Source organism: Parasaccharibacter sp. TMW2.1890, assembly GCF_023337645.1.
Classification (GTDB): domain Bacteria; phylum Pseudomonadota; class Alphaproteobacteria; order Acetobacterales; family Acetobacteraceae; genus Bombella; species Bombella apis.
In genome coordinates this window covers 771,872-789,307 of record NZ_NWUV01000001.1, presented here as the reverse complement: position 1 = coordinate 789,307, position 17,436 = coordinate 771,872, and the positions used below count along the sequence as shown (strand labels likewise).

The 17,436-nt window shown below is 59.0% G+C and carries 15 protein-coding genes; 9 read left to right on the top strand and 6 right to left on the bottom strand.

The features are described from left to right. Positions 1–54 precede the first annotated feature (54 nt). Both CPA54_RS03455 and CPA54_RS03450 read left to right on the top strand, forming a co-directional pair. Complete coding sequence (locus CPA54_RS03455; protein ID WP_043560006.1) at positions 55–1,488, top strand: sugar porter family MFS transporter; 1,434 nt, start codon at positions 55–57, stop codon at positions 1,486–1,488. A gap of 1 nt (position 1,489) precedes the next feature. Beyond that, complete coding sequence (locus tag CPA54_RS03450; protein WP_043561164.1) at positions 1,490–2,878, top strand: MFS transporter; 1,389 nt, start codon at positions 1,490–1,492, stop codon at positions 2,876–2,878. A gap of 110 nt (positions 2,879–2,988) precedes the next feature. Here CPA54_RS03450 and ubiA read toward each other — a convergent pair whose 3' ends face one another. Continuing rightward, on the bottom strand, positions 2,989–3,918 hold the full coding sequence (ubiA, locus tag CPA54_RS03445) for a 4-hydroxybenzoate octaprenyltransferase (protein WP_249085531.1): 930 nt from the start codon (positions 3,916–3,918) through the stop codon (positions 2,989–2,991). Positions 3,919–4,006: 88 nt separating this feature from the next. Here ubiA and CPA54_RS03440 point away from each other — a divergent pair, with 88 nt between their 5' ends. From CPA54_RS03440 to CPA54_RS03430, 3 genes are all read left to right on the top strand, one after another. Continuing rightward, on the top strand, positions 4,007–4,723 hold the full coding sequence (locus tag CPA54_RS03440) for a 16S rRNA (uracil(1498)-N(3))-methyltransferase (RefSeq protein ID WP_249085530.1): 717 nt from the start codon (positions 4,007–4,009) through the stop codon (positions 4,721–4,723). A gap of 142 nt (positions 4,724–4,865) precedes the next feature. Next, on the top strand, positions 4,866–6,251 hold the full coding sequence (locus tag CPA54_RS03435) for a glutamate--cysteine ligase (RefSeq protein ID WP_043560012.1): 1,386 nt from the start codon (positions 4,866–4,868) through the stop codon (positions 6,249–6,251). Between the two features lie 17 nt (positions 6,252–6,268). Then, entirely contained in the window at positions 6,269–6,898 is a 630-nt protein-coding gene (locus CPA54_RS03430) for an outer membrane lipoprotein carrier protein LolA (RefSeq protein ID WP_249085529.1), read from the top strand. Here the strand turns inward: CPA54_RS03430 and rsmI are convergent. Further along, positions 6,895–7,728: a 16S rRNA (cytidine(1402)-2'-O)-methyltransferase gene (rsmI, locus tag CPA54_RS03425; RefSeq protein ID WP_408610212.1), complete on the bottom strand. Its 834-nt coding sequence runs from the start codon at positions 7,726–7,728 to the stop codon at positions 6,895–6,897. The genes CPA54_RS03430 and rsmI overlap by 4 nt on opposite strands. A 218-nt stretch (positions 7,729–7,946) precedes the next feature. On the opposite strand from rsmI, the gene CPA54_RS03420 reads away from it, so the two are divergent. Further along, positions 7,947–9,335, top strand: a complete 1,389-nt coding sequence (locus CPA54_RS03420; protein ID WP_227449704.1) for a penicillin-binding protein activator — start codon at positions 7,947–7,949, stop codon at positions 9,333–9,335. A gap of 100 nt (positions 9,336–9,435) precedes the next feature. On the opposite strand, the gene CPA54_RS03415 is transcribed toward CPA54_RS03420, so the two are convergent. The 4 genes from CPA54_RS03415 to CPA54_RS03400 all read right to left on the bottom strand — a co-directional run bounded on the left by CPA54_RS03415 (position 9,436) and on the right by CPA54_RS03400 (position 13,198). Continuing rightward, entirely contained in the window at positions 9,436–9,822 is a 387-nt protein-coding gene (locus CPA54_RS03415; protein ID WP_227449703.1) for a hypothetical protein, read from the bottom strand. A gap of 167 nt (positions 9,823–9,989) precedes the next feature. Continuing rightward, positions 9,990–10,901, bottom strand: a complete 912-nt coding sequence (locus CPA54_RS03410) for a lysophospholipid acyltransferase family protein (RefSeq protein WP_249085528.1) — start codon at positions 10,899–10,901, stop codon at positions 9,990–9,992. Positions 10,902–10,931: 30 nt separating this feature from the next. Continuing rightward, a complete protein-coding gene (gene lpxK / locus CPA54_RS03405) occupies positions 10,932–11,867 on the bottom strand; it encodes a tetraacyldisaccharide 4'-kinase (protein WP_232086360.1) in 936 nt (311 codons plus the stop codon). 44 nt (positions 11,868–11,911) lie between these two features. After that, a complete protein-coding gene (locus tag CPA54_RS03400) occupies positions 11,912–13,198 on the bottom strand; it encodes a 3-deoxy-D-manno-octulosonic acid transferase (protein ID WP_249085527.1) in 1,287 nt (428 codons plus the stop codon). 162 nt (positions 13,199–13,360) lie between these two features. Between CPA54_RS03400 and fabI the strand changes: the two genes are divergently transcribed. From fabI to CPA54_RS03385, 3 genes are all read left to right on the top strand, one after another. Continuing rightward, positions 13,361–14,212, top strand: coding sequence for an enoyl-ACP reductase FabI (gene fabI, locus CPA54_RS03395; RefSeq protein WP_043560018.1), 852 nt, complete (start codon positions 13,361–13,363; stop codon positions 14,210–14,212). A 5-nt stretch (positions 14,213–14,217) separates the two neighbouring features. Next, on the top strand, positions 14,218–15,312 hold the full coding sequence (gene aroC, locus CPA54_RS03390) for a chorismate synthase (RefSeq protein ID WP_103765565.1): 1,095 nt from the start codon (positions 14,218–14,220) through the stop codon (positions 15,310–15,312). A 198-nt stretch (positions 15,313–15,510) separates the two neighbouring features. Next, positions 15,511–17,418: a ribonucleoside-diphosphate reductase subunit alpha gene (locus CPA54_RS03385; protein ID WP_373364576.1), complete on the top strand. Its 1,908-nt coding sequence runs from the start codon at positions 15,511–15,513 to the stop codon at positions 17,416–17,418. The last annotated feature ends 18 nt before the right edge of the window (positions 17,419–17,436 follow it).

Here is a 17,436-nt window from a genome sequence, read left to right as displayed (position 1 = left end):
GCCGCACGCCCCGATGCCGGAGGGGCGTGTGACCTTTATGAATGAGGAGTTATCATGGTAGGAGTAACGCCGGCAGCCAGGAGTGGGGGCGGTGCCTCTTCGTCTCAGAAGACGACAGGGCGTGCTACGTTTCTTGGCATTCTTGCGGCCCTTTCCGGGTTGATGTTTGGGTTGGATACAGGCGTTGTCGCTGGTGCTTTGCCGTTCATTGCGACTGATTTCCATGCTGGTGCTGCCATGCAGGGGTGGATCGTGTCGTCCATGATGGCTGGTGCTGCTGTTGGTGCTACATTTGCTGGTCGCATTTCCGTTTCTTTTGGTCGCCCGGGTGCCATGCTGGGCGCTGGGATCCTTTTTCTGGTTGGTACGCTTTTCTGTGCGTTTGCTCCCGGGGTGGCCCTGCTCATCACAGGGCGTGTCCTGCTTGGTCTGGCTGTTGGCGTGGCAGCATTTGCAGCGCCGCTCTACATTTCTGAGATCACGGTCGAATCGGCCCGTGGTGCCATGATTTCCTTCTACCAGCTGATGGTTACGCTCGGGATTTTTCTGGCATTCGTGTCCGATAGCATCCTGTCCGAAGGTGGGCACTGGCGCTGGATGCTCGGGATCATGGGCGTTCCGGCGGCCCTGTTCCTCGGTGTAGTGCTGATTCTGCCGCACAGCCCCCGCTGGCTGATGATGCGTGGTGATACGGAGCGTGCCCGCAAGGTGCTGCGTATGCTGCGTTCTGACGAGGAAGTGGCGGAAGCAGAGCTGGCCGATATCAACGACCGCCTCTCCAAGAGCAGTGATGCCGGATATGGGCTGTTTCGCAGCAATCCGAACTTCCGTCGTTCCGTGTTTCTGGGTATCACCCTCCAGATCATGCAGCAGCTGAGCGGAATCAACGCCCTGCTTTACTACGCACCGCGCGTGTTCGAAGCTGCCCATTTCGGGACCAATGCTGCCGTGTGGGCCACGACATTGGTCGGGCTGACCAACATGGTTTTCACAGGTGTGGCCATCCGATACGCCGACAGGTGGGGCCGTCGTCCGCTGCTGTTGACGAGCTGTGTCATCGTTGGTGCCTCGCTGGTTGGTGTCGGTGCAGTGCTGGCTTTTGGTGGTGGCAGCCTGGCCGCTTCCATCCTGCTCTGTGCTCTGATCCTTGTCTTTGTGGCCGGTTTTGCCATTGGTGAGGGACCGCTTGTCTGGGCCCTGTGCTCCGAGGTTCAGCCGACACGTGGCCGTGACTTTGGTATCGGCTGTTCCACGGTGACAAACTGGGTGGCCAACTGGGTTGTTTCCAGCATTTTCCCGCTGATGATGCTGGCGATGGGTGCGTCTTGGACCTTCATCCTGTTTGCAGCGTTCAATGGCCTGTTCGTGCTGATTACTCTGGGTTTTGTCCCGGAGACGAAGGGTGCTTCGCTGGAGCGGATCGAAGCGAATCTTTTTGCAGGGGTGCCCCTGCGTAAATTGGGAGAACCAGAGGGTAATGGGCAGTAAGATGGCAGATCCTAGCCTTGAGGGAGAATACGACCCGGAGAGGCACGCAGGCCTTTACGGGATGCAACGCTTCAAGGCGATGTCATCTGTCATTCTGGCATTGATGCTTTCGATCCTGGATTATTCCGTTGCGAATGTGGCCCTGCCCACCATCGCAACGGATCTCCACTCTTCTGCTTCGCAGGCGATCTGGGTCATCAATGCCTACCAGCTGGCCAATCTGGCCTGTCTCCTGCCATTGGCCGCCATTGGGGCCAGGGTTGGTTTCGGGCGGATGAGCCAGCTGGGAATTGTCCTGTTTCTCATTGCGTCTGTGGCCTGTGCCATGTCGCAGAACATGCTGGAGCTGACGCTTGCCCGGGCTCTTCAGGGTGTTGGCAGCTCCTGCATCATGAGTGTGAATATTGCGCTTGTGCGCTTCATTTATCCGCACAAGCTCATAGGCAAGGGGATTGCGCTCAACGGGCTGTTCATCGGCCTGGGTGTGGCGCTGGGGCCGACCATCGGCTCCTTCATCCTCTCTATTGCCTCCTGGCCCTGGATTTTCTGGGTGAATCTGCCGCTGGGTGGCATTGCCATCCTTCTAGCCAGCAAGGCTCTGCCCAAAACGCCGCGGAGCGACGTGAAGGTCGATATCCCTGGTTCCTTGCTCACGGTGGCCTCTTTCGCGCTGCTGGGGATCGGGCTGGACAGCCTCATGCATGGTGATCTGGGCTGGGGTGCCGGGTTGACGGGCTGGAGCCTTGTCAGCTGGTGGCTTCTCCTGCGCTGGCAGAAAAAGCGGCAGGAGCCTATTGTGCCGCTGGACCTGCTGAAGCGTGTGCCCTTTCTGCTGGCCTGTCTGGTCAGTTTCTGTGGGTTTGTGGCTTCGAACCTGTATATTGTGGCCATGCCTTTCACGCTGGCAGTGGCTTTTCATAAAAATCCGGCCACAGTCGGTCTGTTGATTGCACCGTGGGCTGTGGGCGTGGCGGTGATGTCTTTTATTGTCGGAAAGATTGCCGACCGTTTTCCGGCAGCTCTGCTGTCTTCCATTGGGCTGCTGGTGACATGTCTTGGCTTTGTCCTTCTCTGTACCCTGCCGCTGGATGCCGATAACACGGCCATTGCCTGGCGGACGCTTCTGGCTGGCATGGGGTTTGGCTTTTTCCAGCCACCGAACAACCGGGCCATCATGGTGACAGCCCCTCCCGGCCGGGAGGGCGGTGCAAGCGGGATGCTTTCCGTGGCCCGTCTTTCAGGGCAGACGACAGGGGCATTGCTGGTCGCCGGGCTGTTCACCCTGTTCCCTCATCCTGCGTTCATCTGTCTCGGAGCCGCCGCTGCCGTGGCTTTCTGTGGAGCAGCATTGAGTGCAGGGCGGACGCTTTTCAGAAGGCGTACGACCTGAGCAGGTCGCTCGATACAGGTCAGTCTGTTGTATGAAAAATCCCCGGGGTGCTGGTTCTGCCCCGGGGATTTTTCATGTCGGCCCTCTCACGCTCATGGAGCAGATCAGGTTTAGTGCCAGAATGTCGGGCTGGCCCCCAGGATGAAGGCGGCTGCCAGGACGAAGCCTATTGCGACGTTCTGCCGGAAGAAGTGCAGACAGAGAGGAGCATCATAGGGCGAAAGCCGGACAGTCTGACGGCCCAGCAGGAGGCAGGCCAGCAGGAAAGGCAGCCAGAAGAGTGGGTGCAACCCGGCCTGTAGAGCCGAGAGTGCAAACAGGCAGAGGGCCAGTGCGTAACAGCTGCCTACGAAGAGGCGGGCATGGTTCAGCATCAGGCGGGAGGTGGATTTGACCCCGATACGGGCATCATCCTCCATATCCTGAAAACCATAGATGGTATCGAATCCCAGCTGCCAGATGATGACGCCGCCGTAGAGCAGCAGGCCCGGCAGGTCCAGAGTGTTCTGGCTGGCCGCATAGCCCATGGGAGCGCCGAAGCCGAAGGTGAATCCCATGACAAGCTGGGGCCACCATGTCAGTCTTTTTGCGGCCGGGTAGAAGGCGACAAGGATCAGCGCCAGAGGTGCCAGCATCCAGCAGACGGGCGGCAGGGCGAGCAATACGGCCAGCCCTCCGAGTAGCAACACGGACAGCAGAGCCAGCCCCTGTGTCAGGTTGAGTGCGCCGCTGGCCAGGGGCCTGCCTGCCGTGCGTGAAACCTGGGCATCAATTTTGCGATCCCAGATGTCGTTGATGACACAGCCCGCCGAACGCATGAGCAGCGATCCGATGGCGAAGAGCGCCGTATAGAAGAGCCGACGTTCCAGAGGGGGCCCTTGTGGGGCAAGAAAGATGCCGAACACGCCGGGCAGCAGCAGCAGCCATGTGCCAACGGGACGGTCCAGCCGGGCAAGCAGTGCATAGGATCGCCAGGGGTCTGGCAGGCGGCCGATCAGGCCATTGCTGCGGATATCGGTATGAAGATGGGTCTGGGACATGGGATGAGTGATTGGCCAGAAACAGGATGAGGTCAATATTTTATCGCAGATGCTGGAAAGTGAGTGGGGAAAGCGGTATGCCCGAAACATGAGCCGTACTGATCCACGCCTTTTTATTGTTGATGCAGAGTCTCCCTGGCAGGAAGGGGAGACGGTGTCCCTGTCTGCCGGTCAGGCCCATTATTTGGGCAAGGTCATGCGTCTTCAGCCGGGCGATGGTGTGGTGCTGTTCAATGGCCGGGATGGCGAGTGGCAGGCGACTGTCGAGGGGCTGAAAAAAAATCAGGCCACGGTGCGCCTTACGTCCTGTCTGCGGCCCCAGCAGGATACAGAAGGGGTGGAGCTTCTTTTTGCGCCACTCAAGAGGGATGCGACGGAGCTGCTCATCCGCATGGGGACAGAGCTGGGTGTGACACGCTTTCGCCCCGTCCTGACAGCCCGGACAAACACACATCGCCTGAATCTTGAGCGGTTGGGGCTGATCGCACAGGAAGCTGCCGAACAGTGTGAGCGGCTGGATGTCCCGACCCTCATGCCGCTGGAGCCTCTGGCGGCTGTTCTGGCCCGCTGGCCGGTTCGGCGCAGGCTTGCCGTGGCGCTGGAGCGCCATGGGCAGGGAGGGCCTCCCGCTGGCTGTGATGCATTGCTCATCGGGCCAGAAGGAGGCTTTGCGGAGGAAGAGGTCCAACGGCTTTCCCGGCATGAGGCCATACAGTCTTTTTCGCTCGGCCCCCGGATATTGCGGGCAGATACGGCAGCCTGTGCTGCCTTGGCCCAGATCGGAGCAGCCAACCGGCAGGCATGAACGGCCCGAGGCTGCTCGAATATGTGTCGGTTCTCTTGAATGAAGGTAAATATGCCCCCTAGTATAGGGGGTATCTGGCTTACGGACAGTCTGAGCGTCCTGCGGCATAGCGTGGTGAATTTTAGCCGATAAGGGTTTGTGCATGTCCAATCCAGGTGAAAGCAATACGACACTGATCGAGAGCAGGGCGCAGCTTGTCGAGGTTCTGGCTCGTGGCTGCAAGCCGAAGGCTGAATGGCGTATTGGGACAGAACATGAAAAGTTCGGGTTCCGTCTGCCAGAACGGGCCAGAGGAGAGCTGAAGCCGTTTGCGCCACCAGCGTATGAGCCGGATGGCATCGGTGCCCTGCTTGGCGCTCTGGAAGGGCCGAACTGGCAGGCCATCCGTGATGATGGCCATTTGATAGGCCTGAAAGGTGCGGGCCCGCACAAGGGGCGGTCCATCTCTCTGGAACCTGCGGGACAGTTTGAGCTCTCCGGTGCGCCTGTCAGGACGGTGCAGGAAACCGAACAGGAGATGATTGCCCATTTCAGGCAGATCACCGGGCCTGCGCAGGAGCTGGGCCTTGGTTTTGCGCCTCTTGGTTTTCAGCCTCTCTGGCCCCGGGAGGCCATGCCGTGGATGCCCAAGAGCCGGTATGCCATCATGCGCCGCTACATGCCAGAGGTCGGGCGTCGTGGGCTGGACATGATGACACGGACCTGCACCGTGCAGGTGAATCTGGATTTTTCCAGCGAGGCAGACATGGCCCGCAAAATGCGGGTGTCGCTCGCTCTCCAGCCTCTCATCACGGCCCTGATGGCCAATTCGCCGTTTGCTGATGGCAGGCCGACAGGGCGTCTGTCCAACCGGGCCTATATCTGGCTGGATACGGACAATCAGCGCAGTGGTCAGCCGACGTTCTTTTTTGAGGAAGGCTTCGGGTTTGAGCGCTACGTGGACTGGGCGCTGGATGTCCCTATGTATTTCGTCAATCGTGAAGGGCGGAATATTGATGCCGCAGGCTGTTCGTTCCGTAAATGGCTCGATGGTGTCGAGCAGGAGCCGTTGGCAGGCCTGCGCCCAACGGTCGGGGATTTTGAAGACCATCTGACGACACTGTTCCCTGATGTCCGGCTCAAGCAGTTTCTTGAGATGCGTGGTGCCGATGCTGGACGGCCAGACATGATGGTGGCCCAGTCTGCGTTCTGGGTGGGGCTGCTATATGACGAAGACGTGCTGGCTGAAGCCGAACGGGTGGTGAAGGAGCAGTCTTGGCTGCATTATCAGTCTCTGGCGGAGCTTGTTGTCGAACAGGCCATGGATGCTCCTTTCCCGGGCGGGCTGCGTCATCTGGCAAAGCGTATTCTGACACTGGCCGAGCAGGGACTTCAGAAACGGGGCCATGGGGAGGAGTATTATCTTGCTCCGCTCTATGAGATTGCTGATGGTGCCAAAACACAGGCGGAGCGGTGGCTGGAGCGGTACCATGATGTCTGGCAGGGTGATGTCCGGCACATTTTCCGGGAAGCGGATATTTCCTTGTGAGGAAAGGAAGCGTGGTGATGGTGGTGCGGCGTCTTGTCATGGCCTGCGGCGTGGCTTTTGCTGTGGGGGGGATGGGTCTGCTGGGGAATCCGGCACTGGCGGCAGGCGTTCCCCTGACCCAGGCCCAGCAGGGATGGGTTCACAGAATTGAGTCCAGCCTTGCGGCGACGAAGACATTTCAGGCCCGGTTTGAGCAGGTGACCGAGCATGACGGGGCATCCACCGGGACAGTTCTGCTGGAGCGGCCGGGAAAGATGCGGTTTTCTTACGATCCTCCCAGCCCGCTTCTGCTTGTGGCCAATGAAGGCAAGGTCGTGTTTCAGGATCGCAGCATCGGTCAGATCACGACAATCCCTCTGGATCATACGCCATTGGGTCTTCTTCTGCGGCCGGATCCCCGTTTCTCGGGGGATGTATCCATTCTGGGGTACGAACAGCAGAATAGCGAGATCCAGTTGCGGGTGACACGGACGGAAAATCCGGGTGAAGGCGAGATGACGCTCTTTTTCTCCACCCGTCCGCTCAGTCTGAAAGGCTGGACAGTGCTGGATGCCCAAGGGCACAGGACGGTCGTGCATTTTTCCAGCGTGCAGACCGGCATCAGCGTTCCGTCTTCAAGTTTTGTCCTGCCAAAGGATGAGGACTAACCGCCCTTTTTCTGTCTGGCCAGCTCAAGTGCCCGGTTATAGACGGTGCGCTTGGGCAGGTTGACGATCCCTGCTATCAGCGCTGCGGCATCCTTGACGGAGTGGGTTTTCAGGGCATCCTGCAAGGCCTGGTCGAGCTCCTGTGCTCCCGTATCGTCTGCGGCTGGTGGACCAAGAAGCAGGGTGATCTCTCCCCGTGGGGCTGTTTCTTCAAAATGGGCAATGAGTTCGGCAAGACTGCCCCGGACCATTTCTTCAAAATGTTTTGTCAGTTCACGCCCTACGGCCGCAGGGCGGTCTGAGCCGAATACCTGCTGCTGTGTTTTCAGTGTTTCCAGAAGTCGGTGCGGTGATTCATACCAGATGAGCGTGGCAGCCAGACCAGCCTGTTCGGCAGCACGCAGGGCGGTAAAGCTGTGTCGGCGGGCCTCTCCCCGGGGAGGAAAGCCCAGAAACATGAAGGGAATGGGAGGCAGGCCGGAGAGTGTCAGAGCCGTGACGGCAGCATTGGCACCGGGCAGGGACGTGATGGCGATATTTTCTGCCTGTGCGGCCCGGACGAGGCGGTATCCGGGGTCCGAAACAATGGGTGTACCGGCATCAGAGACCAGGGCCAGACATTCTCCCTGCTGGAGGCGCTCAATGAGGGCGGGGATGCGGTCCTGTTCATTATGGTCGTGGAGAGGGAAGAGCTGGTTGCTTATGCCATAATGCCGCAGCAGTTTTGTGGTAACGCGGGTATCTTCACACAGGATGGCATCAGCGGTCCTTAAAGCATCAAGGGCACGCTGGCTTATGTCGGCGAGGTTGCCGACAGGCGTTGCCACCAGCACGAGCTGCCCGGTAGAAGAAGGAAATGTTCCGTGATCGGGGGGAGTATATGGTTTCTCAGACATCGTTATCCTCAATGAGCCGCTCTGGCCTTTATAGCCGTGGTGGGCGGGGGCGCGGCAAGAGAGGAAACGGCCAGGCAGCATTGGCCGTTGGTATTTTCATGTTTCTGGGAGCCTGCTCCGGGGAAAATGGTCATGAAAGGAAACTGGCCCCGGTGGCAGCCGCTCCGCAGCCAGTGGAAAAACCGGCCCGTGTCGGGCTGATCGTACCGTTGAGTGGCCCTCATGCTGCCATCGGCCTGCGCCTGAGGGATGCGGCCCGGCTGGCTCTGCCGGACAACCAGCCTCCTCCCATGGATGTATTTGACAGTGCCCAGCCAGCAGGGCCTGCCCATGCCGCCCAGCAGGCTCTGGAGGCCGGAGACAGTATTGTTCTGGGGCCGCTTACGGCAGGTGATACGCAGGCCGTGTCCTCTGTCCTGCAGCCAGTGAATGTGCCGGAGCTGGCTTTCACCAGTGATGTGGCTCAGGCCAGACCGGGTGTCTGGGTCATGGGACTGACGCCAGAGCAGCAGGTTCGTCGTCTTGTTGACGCTGCCCGGGTAGAAGGACGGAAGCGTTTTGCTGCGTTTCTGCCAGATACGGCGCTGGGGCACGCCATGGGGGAAGGGCTGACCCTGGCCTGCCAGGAGGCTGGGCTGGATGTCCCGCAGATTACGTTCCACAGCAGTGACATCAATGACATCACGCAGAAAATGGCGCAGCTGAGCCGTCGGCCGGTTGCATCTGCCGGTACTGCACAGGGGGCGGCCACGGCGGAGAGCGGACCTTCTGCCATTGACCCTCTGAATGAGGGTGATGAAATGACGGTTTCTTCCTCCCGGCCAGCCCAGAAGGATCAGACCGCTTCGGCCCCTTCGGAGGTCAGCCCGCCGCCATTTGATGCCCTGCTTCTGGGTGATACCGGGCTGGATCTGGCCCGTGTGATCGATGCGCTGAAGAACAACCAGCTTCTGGTTCCTCAGGTTCGTATTCTTGGTCCGATGCTCTGGCGTTCCTTTGACGCCAAACTGGGGGACCTGCGCGGTGCCTGGTATGTGGCGTTTGATGAGAAACAGCGCAGTGGCTATGTGCAGAGTTATCAGAATGCCTATCAGCAGAAGCCTTCTCCTGTCGCAGATTTTGCCTACGATGCGGCCGCCCTGGCTGGCGCCCTGATCCGCCAGAACAAGCTGAATGTGGCAACACTGACCCAGCGTGAAGGCTATCTGGGCGTGAATGGTCTCTTCCATCTGCGTCCGGATGGCCGGATGATTCGGGCGCTGGGCATCTATCAGATTGCTCCGGGTGGGGGCAGCCAGCTGATCGTCCCAGCCTCCCGTGATCTGACATCGCCATCATCTCTTTCCGTAGGGCCGGCCGTGCCGGGGCGGGGGACTGCCTCGGCATCGGCTGATATGGCCGTATGGTCACCTGCAAAGCAGACAGCTGGAGCAGTACCGGCACAGGCTCAGGCTGGGAAGAAACCGGCCGCTCCTGATGTGGCGGTCTGGTCGCCATCCCGTCATGCGGGTGCTGGGAGCGGCACGTCCTCAACACCCTGACAGGTTTTGGCTTTTTGCCTGCTTCCATGGGAAAAAGCCCGTCTGCATGTCAGACGGGCTTTTTCTGTAGAACGAAAAATCGCTTCAGCAGGACGTCATGTCAGGCTGATGCATGCAGGGGCAGAACGGGACGGATGGTATGAAGTGCTTCGGAGAAGGTCCGGTAACGGCCAAGCTCGTTGTCTCTCAGGCAGTCCGTGAGAACCCAGTAGGGACCACGCAGGCTGATGAGGTAGGCAGGGTCGGCATTTTCCCGAACCCAGATGACCACCAGGCTGGGATCGGCTGTCTGCTGGTCCGGAGATGATTCAATGGAGGCATCAAGAATGCCCATTTTCTCGCTGGCAATGAGCCATGTGGCCAGGTAGTGGCGATGATGGGAAAGGAGCTTCTGGCGGAACGGGACGACAACACCGCCCGCATGTTCCCGGGCGCTGGAGGAGGGGGCCGTGGCGTGTTCTGCCACGCGGAATGCTTTCTGAGCCATGTCAGCATCTCCTTCATGGGAACAGGGAAACCCCTGCTGCATCACAATCAGAACAACCCATGGTGCCGAAGCGCGCTATCTGAAAACTGAACAGGAAGGCTTGGCTGCTATGATCTTGTTCTCATTTTGCAATCCTACCATGTTTCGGACGCATGGCTAGGTAAAATTTACTTTTTCTTATTCCGGTAACAGGATTTTGCCCATCGCCGATGCAACCAGAGCCAGTTTTCCGGGCGTTTTGTAATCCATTGTTCCAGCTCATCATTTAGGAGCTGGGTCAGGTGACGAATCATGTCATGGCGGGAACGGGCTGTGCTGGCATGATCTTTCGGGTCAAGGCAGAACCCCACCTCCAGAACCAGACGGGCCGGGCCTTCCCGCCAGACATGCCCTGTAATGATCAGAGCATCGAATCTGAGGGCCAGGGCCGCAGCAGCCGGGGCTGTCATGGTAGGATGGCCGAAGAAGGAAACCTCAATCCCATCGTTCATTTTCTGGTCCCCCAGCACGCCAAGATATCCACCTCTGGCGAGATGGCGGACAGCATCCCGTGCTCCCTGCTTCCCTTTGGGAAAGAATGAAACGGGTGTGCCGACAATGTGGCGTCGCAGCCGACAGAGCAGCTGGTCAACCAGAGGGTTGTTGGGGGCACGGTAGAAAGGGGAAAAAGCCATGCCATAACGGGCAACAATCAGGGGCATGAGTTCCCAGTTGCCGAGATGGCCTGAAAAGAAAATGACAGGGCGCCCGCTTTTGCGGGCCTGGTGCAGGAGTTCATCATTCAGGACACGCCAGCCGGGACCTGTAGCAGCCCCTTCCGGCAGGTCAGGAAGGTGGGGGAGTTCTCCCAATGTGCTGCCAATGTTCCACCAGCAGCCTCTGACGAGCCTCCGGCGTGTCTTTCGGTCCATCGTGGGAAAGGCACGGTGCAGGTTGATGTCGGCAATGCGGGATGAGGGAAGGCACGGCCCGACAAGAGCCGCCACGGTTCCTCCCAAACGGGAAGAAAGACCCGCAGGCAGCTTGCTGGCAAACCAGAGAAGCCCCTTCAGGCCCCATGCCTCAAGATAATGTTTCATGGGTGCGGGGCCGGGACATGAGAGGGGCAGTTACTCTGCCAGAAAGTGGTCAAGAAGTTCATCCATCAGCCTAGGGTTGCTCCATCGGGGTTCAACATCAAGGCTAACCACGAAATTCTGGAAGAGTGGGGGCAGTTTTACAAAATCTTTTTCCGTCGTGACCAGAACGGTCTCTGGCATATGGGCCAGCTGGGCCAGTTTCTTCAGTTCACGGGCCGAGTAGATGTGATGGTCAGGGAATGTGAGAGTCCGCAACAGGGTAAGGCCTGCATCCTGAAGGGTGGAGAAGAATTTCTGGGGGCGACCGATCCCGGCAAAGGCAATGAGCTGATAGCCCCGCAGCTTCTGGATGGCGGTGCCAGGGGAGAGGGTTCCTTTCAGGACAGGAAGGGACGGAGGCAGCTGCCCGGCGATATGCTGGCGGTCGTCACCGAGGATGACAGTGGCGTGTAGCCGGGGCAGGAGATCAGGAAGTGATTCCCGCAATGGCCCGGCAGGAAGCAGGCGCTGGTTGCCCAGCCCCGCCGGACCGTCAATGACCAGCAGGGAGAGGTCTTTGTGGAGGGAAGGGTCCTGTAGACCGTCATCCATGACCAGGCAGTCTGCCCCTGCTTCGATGGCCCGCAGGGCATTGGCTCTGCGGTCCGGTCCTCGCCATGTGGGGGCAAGGCGGGCCAGCAGGATGGTTTCATCGCCGACATCAACGGCCCTGTCCAGTGTGGGGGAGATCAGTCCTGTCTTTTTGGACCGGCCACCGTGACCACGGGTTAGGGCATGGGGAGTCCGTCCTCTCTGGATCAGCTTTTGGAGCAGATGGAGGCTCATGGGCGTTTTGCCAGTTCCGCCTACGGTGATGTTTCCACAGCATAGAACAGGAACGGGCAGCCTGAGTGAAGGCTGGGTCTGACGTTGCCTGGCGACGAACCCCGTCACTTTACTGAAAGGCAAAAGAAGATTGGAAAGCATGGTCGGGGCAGGGGTCTGCCAGAAAGAAGGGGCCGTCAGTTTCATTAAAATGCCTTTTTAGTCAAAATTGTGTCCTTAATAAGGCGAATTGCCTGCCTGCCTGCCTGATTCTGCTGAGGGGGCCTGGGGCTGGGAAGATGGCGGGCTTTCAGCCAGCGTGCGAGTGCCTCCTGATGCTCAACAGGATGGAGTGAGCCTGCATGACGGGCGCAGAGTGCTGTCCAGTTCTGCATGTATGGACCGATGGCCGTAGGGCGGCGGAAATGGAGGGATTCCAGAGGGTTGTGGCCTCCTCCGGGTGGGACAAGGGAATTGCCGATGAAGACCCGCTCGGCAAGCTGAAAGAAGAGGCCGACTTCTCCCAGCGTGTCGATGATCCATACATCATCCCCACCTCCAGGAACCTGTCCCTTGGAACGGCAGGGAGCCTGATGGGTCTGGGCCAGTTCTTTGCCTCTTTCAGGATGACGGGGGATGATGACGGTGAGCAGGTCAGGGCGTTCTTTTTTGGCCTGCCGGGCGGCTGCAATGATGATCTCTTCTTCGCCCGGATGCGTGGAAGCCGCCACAAAAATGGAGCATTCCCCAAGTTGCCTGCGCAGGGTGACAGCCTCGGATGCATCAAAGGGCAGAGGGGGCGAATCTTCTTTCAGATCCGCCGGGGGCAGGAGTGGCCCGATTCCGAATCGGGCAAAAGCCTGCGCATCATCCATGCTTCGGGGCATGATCCAGTGGCAGGCTTCCAGGAGGTGGCGCAGCAGGGGTGATGCCCACCGCCAGCGTGCGGCAGAACGGGGCGAGAGACGTGCATTGAGCAGCATGACAGGCAGTTTTTTTTGTCGGCTCAGGCAGAGCAGGCCCGGCCAGAGTTCACTTTCCGTAAGAACCAGCCCGATCGGTTGCCAGTATGCCATGAAACGCTCAAGGAGATGCGGGGCATCATAGGGGATGAGCTGATGGATCAGCCGCCCCGTATGACTGGCCGGATGGGCGGCGACCGTTTCTCCACCGGTCAGGGTGGCTGTTGTCATGAGGATGGTCAGCTTTGGGCTGTCTGCCAGAAGCTGACTGACAACAGGCAGGATGCACCGGCTTTCTCCCACACTGGCAGCATGAACCCAAAGGAGCGGTCCGTCATGGGAGGGGCGGGGCATTCCTGCCCGGGCGAAACGTTCTGGCAGGCGGGTTCTGTTTTCCCTGCCCTGCTGCAGCCTTTTGCGGGCATGACGGCGGAGCCATGGCATGGCGGCATGGCCGATCAGCGACCATATTGTGAGAAGGGGGGCGGCCAGAGGCGTGAAGGAAGGGTAACGGCCCATTGCGTGTTCCATGCGGCACGGGTGGTGCATTTTCGCATCATCTCCCCAGCACAACGCAGAGGGAAGCGTAAAAACGTTTTCCTCGTGACGGGAGGGCCTTGCCGAGTGGCCAGCCTTGTGCGACGAGATGACCCACTTATTATATATCCAAGATTATCCTCAAGGGGGCTGACCATGTCAGAAACGGAAGCGCACACGCAGCAGGAAACAGCCAAGGGAACACTCATGGCTGGCAAGCGTGGTGTTGTCATGGGTGTGGCAAACAAGAACTCCATTGCCTGGGCCATTGCCAAGGCCTGTGCGGACCAGGGGGCTGAAATCGCCTTCACCTATCAGGGTGAGGCTCTGGGCAAGCGTGTACGTCCTCTGGCAGAAAGTGTGGGGTCCACCATGGTCCTGCCCTGTGATGTGAGTGATGACGCTGCCATCAATGCCACGTTCGATGAGGTCGAGAAGGCCTGGGGCAAGATCGACTTTGTCGTTCATGCCATTGGCTGGGCTGACAAGCAGTATCTGCGCGGGCGCTATGTGGATACCCCCCGTGAGGCTTTCCTTCAGGCGCTGGATATTTCCTGCTTCTCTTTCACGGCAGTGGCCCGTCGGGCTGCGGCCATGATGAATGCCGGTGGCTCCCTGCTGACCCTGACCTATCTGGGGGCAGAGCGTGTCATGCCGCATTATAATGTGATGGGTGTTGCCAAGGCAGCACTTGAAGCCTCCGTCCGTTACATGGCGGTGGATCTGGGTCGTGATGATATCCGTGTGAACGGCATTTCTGCCGGACCGATCATGACACTGGCAGCCAATGGCATCGGGGACTTCCGCTACATCCTGCGCTGGAATCAGGTCAATGCTCCGATGGAGCGCAATGTGTCCCTGAAGGATGTCGGTGGTTCCGGCCTGTATCTGCTGTCAGATCTTTCCAGCGGTGTGACGGGTGAGGTGCATCACGTGGATTGCGGTTACAACATCATTGGCATGAAGAACCCGGAAGCTCCCGACATGAGCCTCTCCTCTGGGGAATAAGAATAATGTCTGAAAACAGTTTTGGGCGTCTGCTACGTGTTACGACATGGGGAGAGAGCCACGGTCCAGCGATTGGCTGCGTGATTGATGGCTGTCCGCCACGCCTGAAACTGTCGGAGGATGACATTCAGCCCTGGCTGGAGAAGAGGCGGCCGGGTCAGTCCCGTTATACGACGCAGCGGCGTGAACCGGATGAGGTGCGGATTCTCTCCGGGGTGTTTGAGGGGCAGACGACGGGCACCCCCATTTCCCTGATGATTGAGAATACGGATCAGCGGTCCCGGGATTATGGGGAGATTGCCCGGCAGTATCGGCCTGGCCATGCAGATATTGCCTATGATCTGAAGTACGGCATCCGTGACTATCGTGGTGGCGGGCGGTCTTCCGCACGGGAGACGGCCATGCGTGTCGCAGCGGGAGCCGTGGCACGGGTCATCCTGCGGGAGCTTGTCGGGCCGCAGCTGCTCATCCGTGGCGCCCTTACGGGTATTGGTGGGCAGTCCGTGGACAGGGAACGCTGGGATTGGGATGAGGTGGAACGGAATCCGTTCTTCTCTCCAGATGCGGGAATCGTTCCGGCGTGGAGCGAGCAGCTGGAAGAGGTGAGAAAGTCCGGATCCTCCATCGGTGCGACGCTGGAGGTCGTGGCGGAAGGCGTTCCTGCCGGGCTGGGGGCGCCTGTTTATGGCAAGCTGGACTCCGAACTGGCTGGCGGCCTCATGGGTATCAATGGTGTGAAAGCGGTCGAGATTGGTGATGGCATGGGGGTTGCCGCCCTCCATGGCGAGGAAAATGCGGATCCCATCCGTCCTTCTGACAATCCGATGGAGCCTGTATTTCTCAGCAATCACGCCGGGGGTATTCTGGGGGGTATCTCCACGGGGCAGCCTATCGTGGCCCGCATGGCGATCAAACCAACCAGCTCCATATTGCTGCCCGTACCGAGCATCACGCGGGATGGTGAGGCGGTGGATGTCCGGACAAAGGGGCGGCATGACCCCTGCATCGGCATCCGGGCCGTACCGGTGGCCGAGGCCATGATGGCCTGCATCCTGGCGGACCAGTTGCTGCGTAACCATGCCCAGTGTGGGTGGCTCTGAAAACTGTTGTTATTCAGCAGGAAGGGTGAGAGCTCGTTACAATATATAGTGTTCATTGTGAACGGGTTAACCCTATATATGCGAAAATGCATAAAACCTGACGAAAAACAAGCCTTGAAATATGCCCTTCATCCATGGGAGATGGGAGGACTGTTTAAGCCGAAAATGATGCCGAAATGAGGGGCTCGATTCATGACCATGCATGATGCGCAGACGTTCGCTCACCCGTTGGGTGGGACAGAAGAACCCGAGCTCTTCCCCAATGTTGTTCAGCTGCCGGGGCATCCGCCTGTGCGGACGACGCCGGAACGTGACGAGCGCCTGACAGACTTCGGTCGTGCCACTCTGGATGACCGCTACCTGCTGGAAGGTGAGACATATCAGGGGCTGTTTGCGCGCGTGGCATCCCGGTATGGAGCTGATGAGGGGCATGCACAGCGTATTTACGATTACATGTCCCAGCACTGGTTCATGCCAGCCACACCTGTTCTTTCCAACGGCGGGACGAATCGTGGTCTTCCGATTTCCTGTTTTCTCAATGAATCGGAGGACAGTCTCGAGGGGATTGTCGGGCTCTGGAATGAGAATGTCTGGCTGGCTGCCAAAGGAGGGGGGATTGGTTCCTATTGGGGCAATCTGCGGTCTATCGGGGAGAATATCGGCCGGAATGGTAAAACATCCGGTGTGATTCCCTTCATTCGGGTGATGGACAGCCTGACGCTCGCCATCAGCCAGGGCAGCCTGCGGCGTGGTTCCGCTGCAGTTTATCTGCCTATCTGGCATCCCGAGATTGAAGAATTCATCGAGATGCGCCGTCCCACTGGTGGTGATCCCAACCGCAAGGCCCTCAATCTGCATCATGGTGTGCTGCTGACGGACGATTTCATGCGGGCCGTGGCGGGTGATGAGGAATGGCCACTCGTTTCCCCCAAGGATCATAGCGTCATTCGCAAGGTGTCGGCCCGTGGCCTGTGGATACGCCTTCTGACAGCACGCATGGAACAGGGCGAGCCCTACATCGTGTTTTCGGACACGGTGAACCGTGCCCGGCCAGAACATCACAGGCTGGCAGGGCTGGAGGTGAAGACCTCCAACCTCTGTGCCGAGATCACCCTGCCGACGGGGATTGACCATCATGGCAAGACCCGTACGGCTGTCTGCTGTCTTTCATCCCTGAATCTGGAATATTGGGATGAATGGAAAGATGACCCGCACTTCATCAAGGATGTGATGCTGTTCCTCGACAATGTGCTGCAGGACTTCATCGACAATGCGCCGGATGACATGGCCCATGCCCGTTATGCCGCCATGCGGGAGCGGTCGGTCGGGTTGGGTGTGATGGGTTTCCATTCCTTCCTTCAGTCCAGGATGGTGCCCTTTGGTAGTGTCATGGCGAAGGTGTGGAACAAGAAGTTCTTTGAGCATATCTCGAAGCAGACGGCTGAGGCATCCCGCGAGCTGGCAAAGACACGGGGCCCGTGTCCGGATGCTGAAGAATATGGTTTTCAGGAACGGTTCTCCAACAGGATGGCCGTGGCGCCGACAGCGTCCATTTCCATCATTGCGGGCAATGCCAGCCCGGGGATTGATCCCATCAGTGCCAACGTGTTTCTCCAGAAGACACTGTCCGGCTCCTTCACGGTGCGGAACCGCCATCTGGCGAAGCTGCTCCAGAAGTATGGGCGGGATACGGATGAGGTCTGGTCTTCCATCACATTGAGCAAGGGGTCCGTACAGCATCTCGATTTCCTGACACAGGATGAGAAAGATGTTTTCAGAACGGCCTTCGAGATTGACCAGCGCTGGGTGATTGAGCATGCTGCCGACCGTGCTCCGTTCATCTGCCAGTCGCAGTCGGTCAATCTGTTCCTGCCGGCGGATGTGCACAAGCGTGACCTTGTCCGCATCCATTACGAGGCATGGAAGAAGGGCGTCAAATCGCTGTATTATTGCCGTTCCCTTTCCATCCAGAGGGCCGATACGGTGTCCAATGTTGCCGTGAAGCGTGATATCATGGAGGGGGATGACGATCATCTTCCGCAGGCTACGCCACGCCATGCGGAGAGTGGTGCCGGGAGTTATGAGGAATGTCTCTCCTGCCAGTAAGGCGGAGGGTGTGAGGTG

What these genes read in the sequence shown, in the direction of transcription:
- aroC (WP_103765565.1), top strand. Translation starts at nt 14,218, where the DNA reads ATGTCTGAAAACAGTTTTGGGCGTCTGCTACGTGTTACGACATGGGGA.
- CPA54_RS03385 (WP_373364576.1), top strand. Translation starts at nt 15,511, where the DNA reads ATGCATGATGCGCAGACGTTCGCTCACCCGTTGGGTGGGACAGAAGAA.
- lpxK (WP_232086360.1), bottom strand. Translation starts at nt 11,867, where the DNA reads ATGCTTTCCAATCTTCTTTTGCCTTTCAGTAAAGTGACGGGGTTCGTC.
- CPA54_RS03410 (WP_249085528.1), bottom strand. Translation starts at nt 10,901, where the DNA reads ATGAAACATTATCTTGAGGCATGGGGCCTGAAGGGGCTTCTCTGGTTT.
- CPA54_RS03450 (WP_043561164.1), top strand. Translation starts at nt 1,490, where the DNA reads ATGGCAGATCCTAGCCTTGAGGGAGAATACGACCCGGAGAGGCACGCA.
- ubiA (WP_249085531.1), bottom strand. Translation starts at nt 3,918, where the DNA reads ATGTCCCAGACCCATCTTCATACCGATATCCGCAGCAATGGCCTGATC.
- CPA54_RS03400 (WP_249085527.1), bottom strand. Translation starts at nt 13,198, where the DNA reads ATGGAACACGCAATGGGCCGTTACCCTTCCTTCACGCCTCTGGCCGCC.
- CPA54_RS03430 (WP_249085529.1), top strand. Translation starts at nt 6,269, where the DNA reads ATGGTGGTGCGGCGTCTTGTCATGGCCTGCGGCGTGGCTTTTGCTGTG.
- CPA54_RS03435 (WP_043560012.1), top strand. Translation starts at nt 4,866, where the DNA reads ATGTCCAATCCAGGTGAAAGCAATACGACACTGATCGAGAGCAGGGCG.
- CPA54_RS03415 (WP_227449703.1), bottom strand. Translation starts at nt 9,822, where the DNA reads ATGGCTCAGAAAGCATTCCGCGTGGCAGAACACGCCACGGCCCCCTCC.
- fabI (WP_043560018.1), top strand. Translation starts at nt 13,361, where the DNA reads ATGTCAGAAACGGAAGCGCACACGCAGCAGGAAACAGCCAAGGGAACA.
- CPA54_RS03440 (WP_249085530.1), top strand. Translation starts at nt 4,007, where the DNA reads ATGAGCCGTACTGATCCACGCCTTTTTATTGTTGATGCAGAGTCTCCC.
- CPA54_RS03455 (WP_043560006.1), top strand. Translation starts at nt 55, where the DNA reads ATGGTAGGAGTAACGCCGGCAGCCAGGAGTGGGGGCGGTGCCTCTTCG.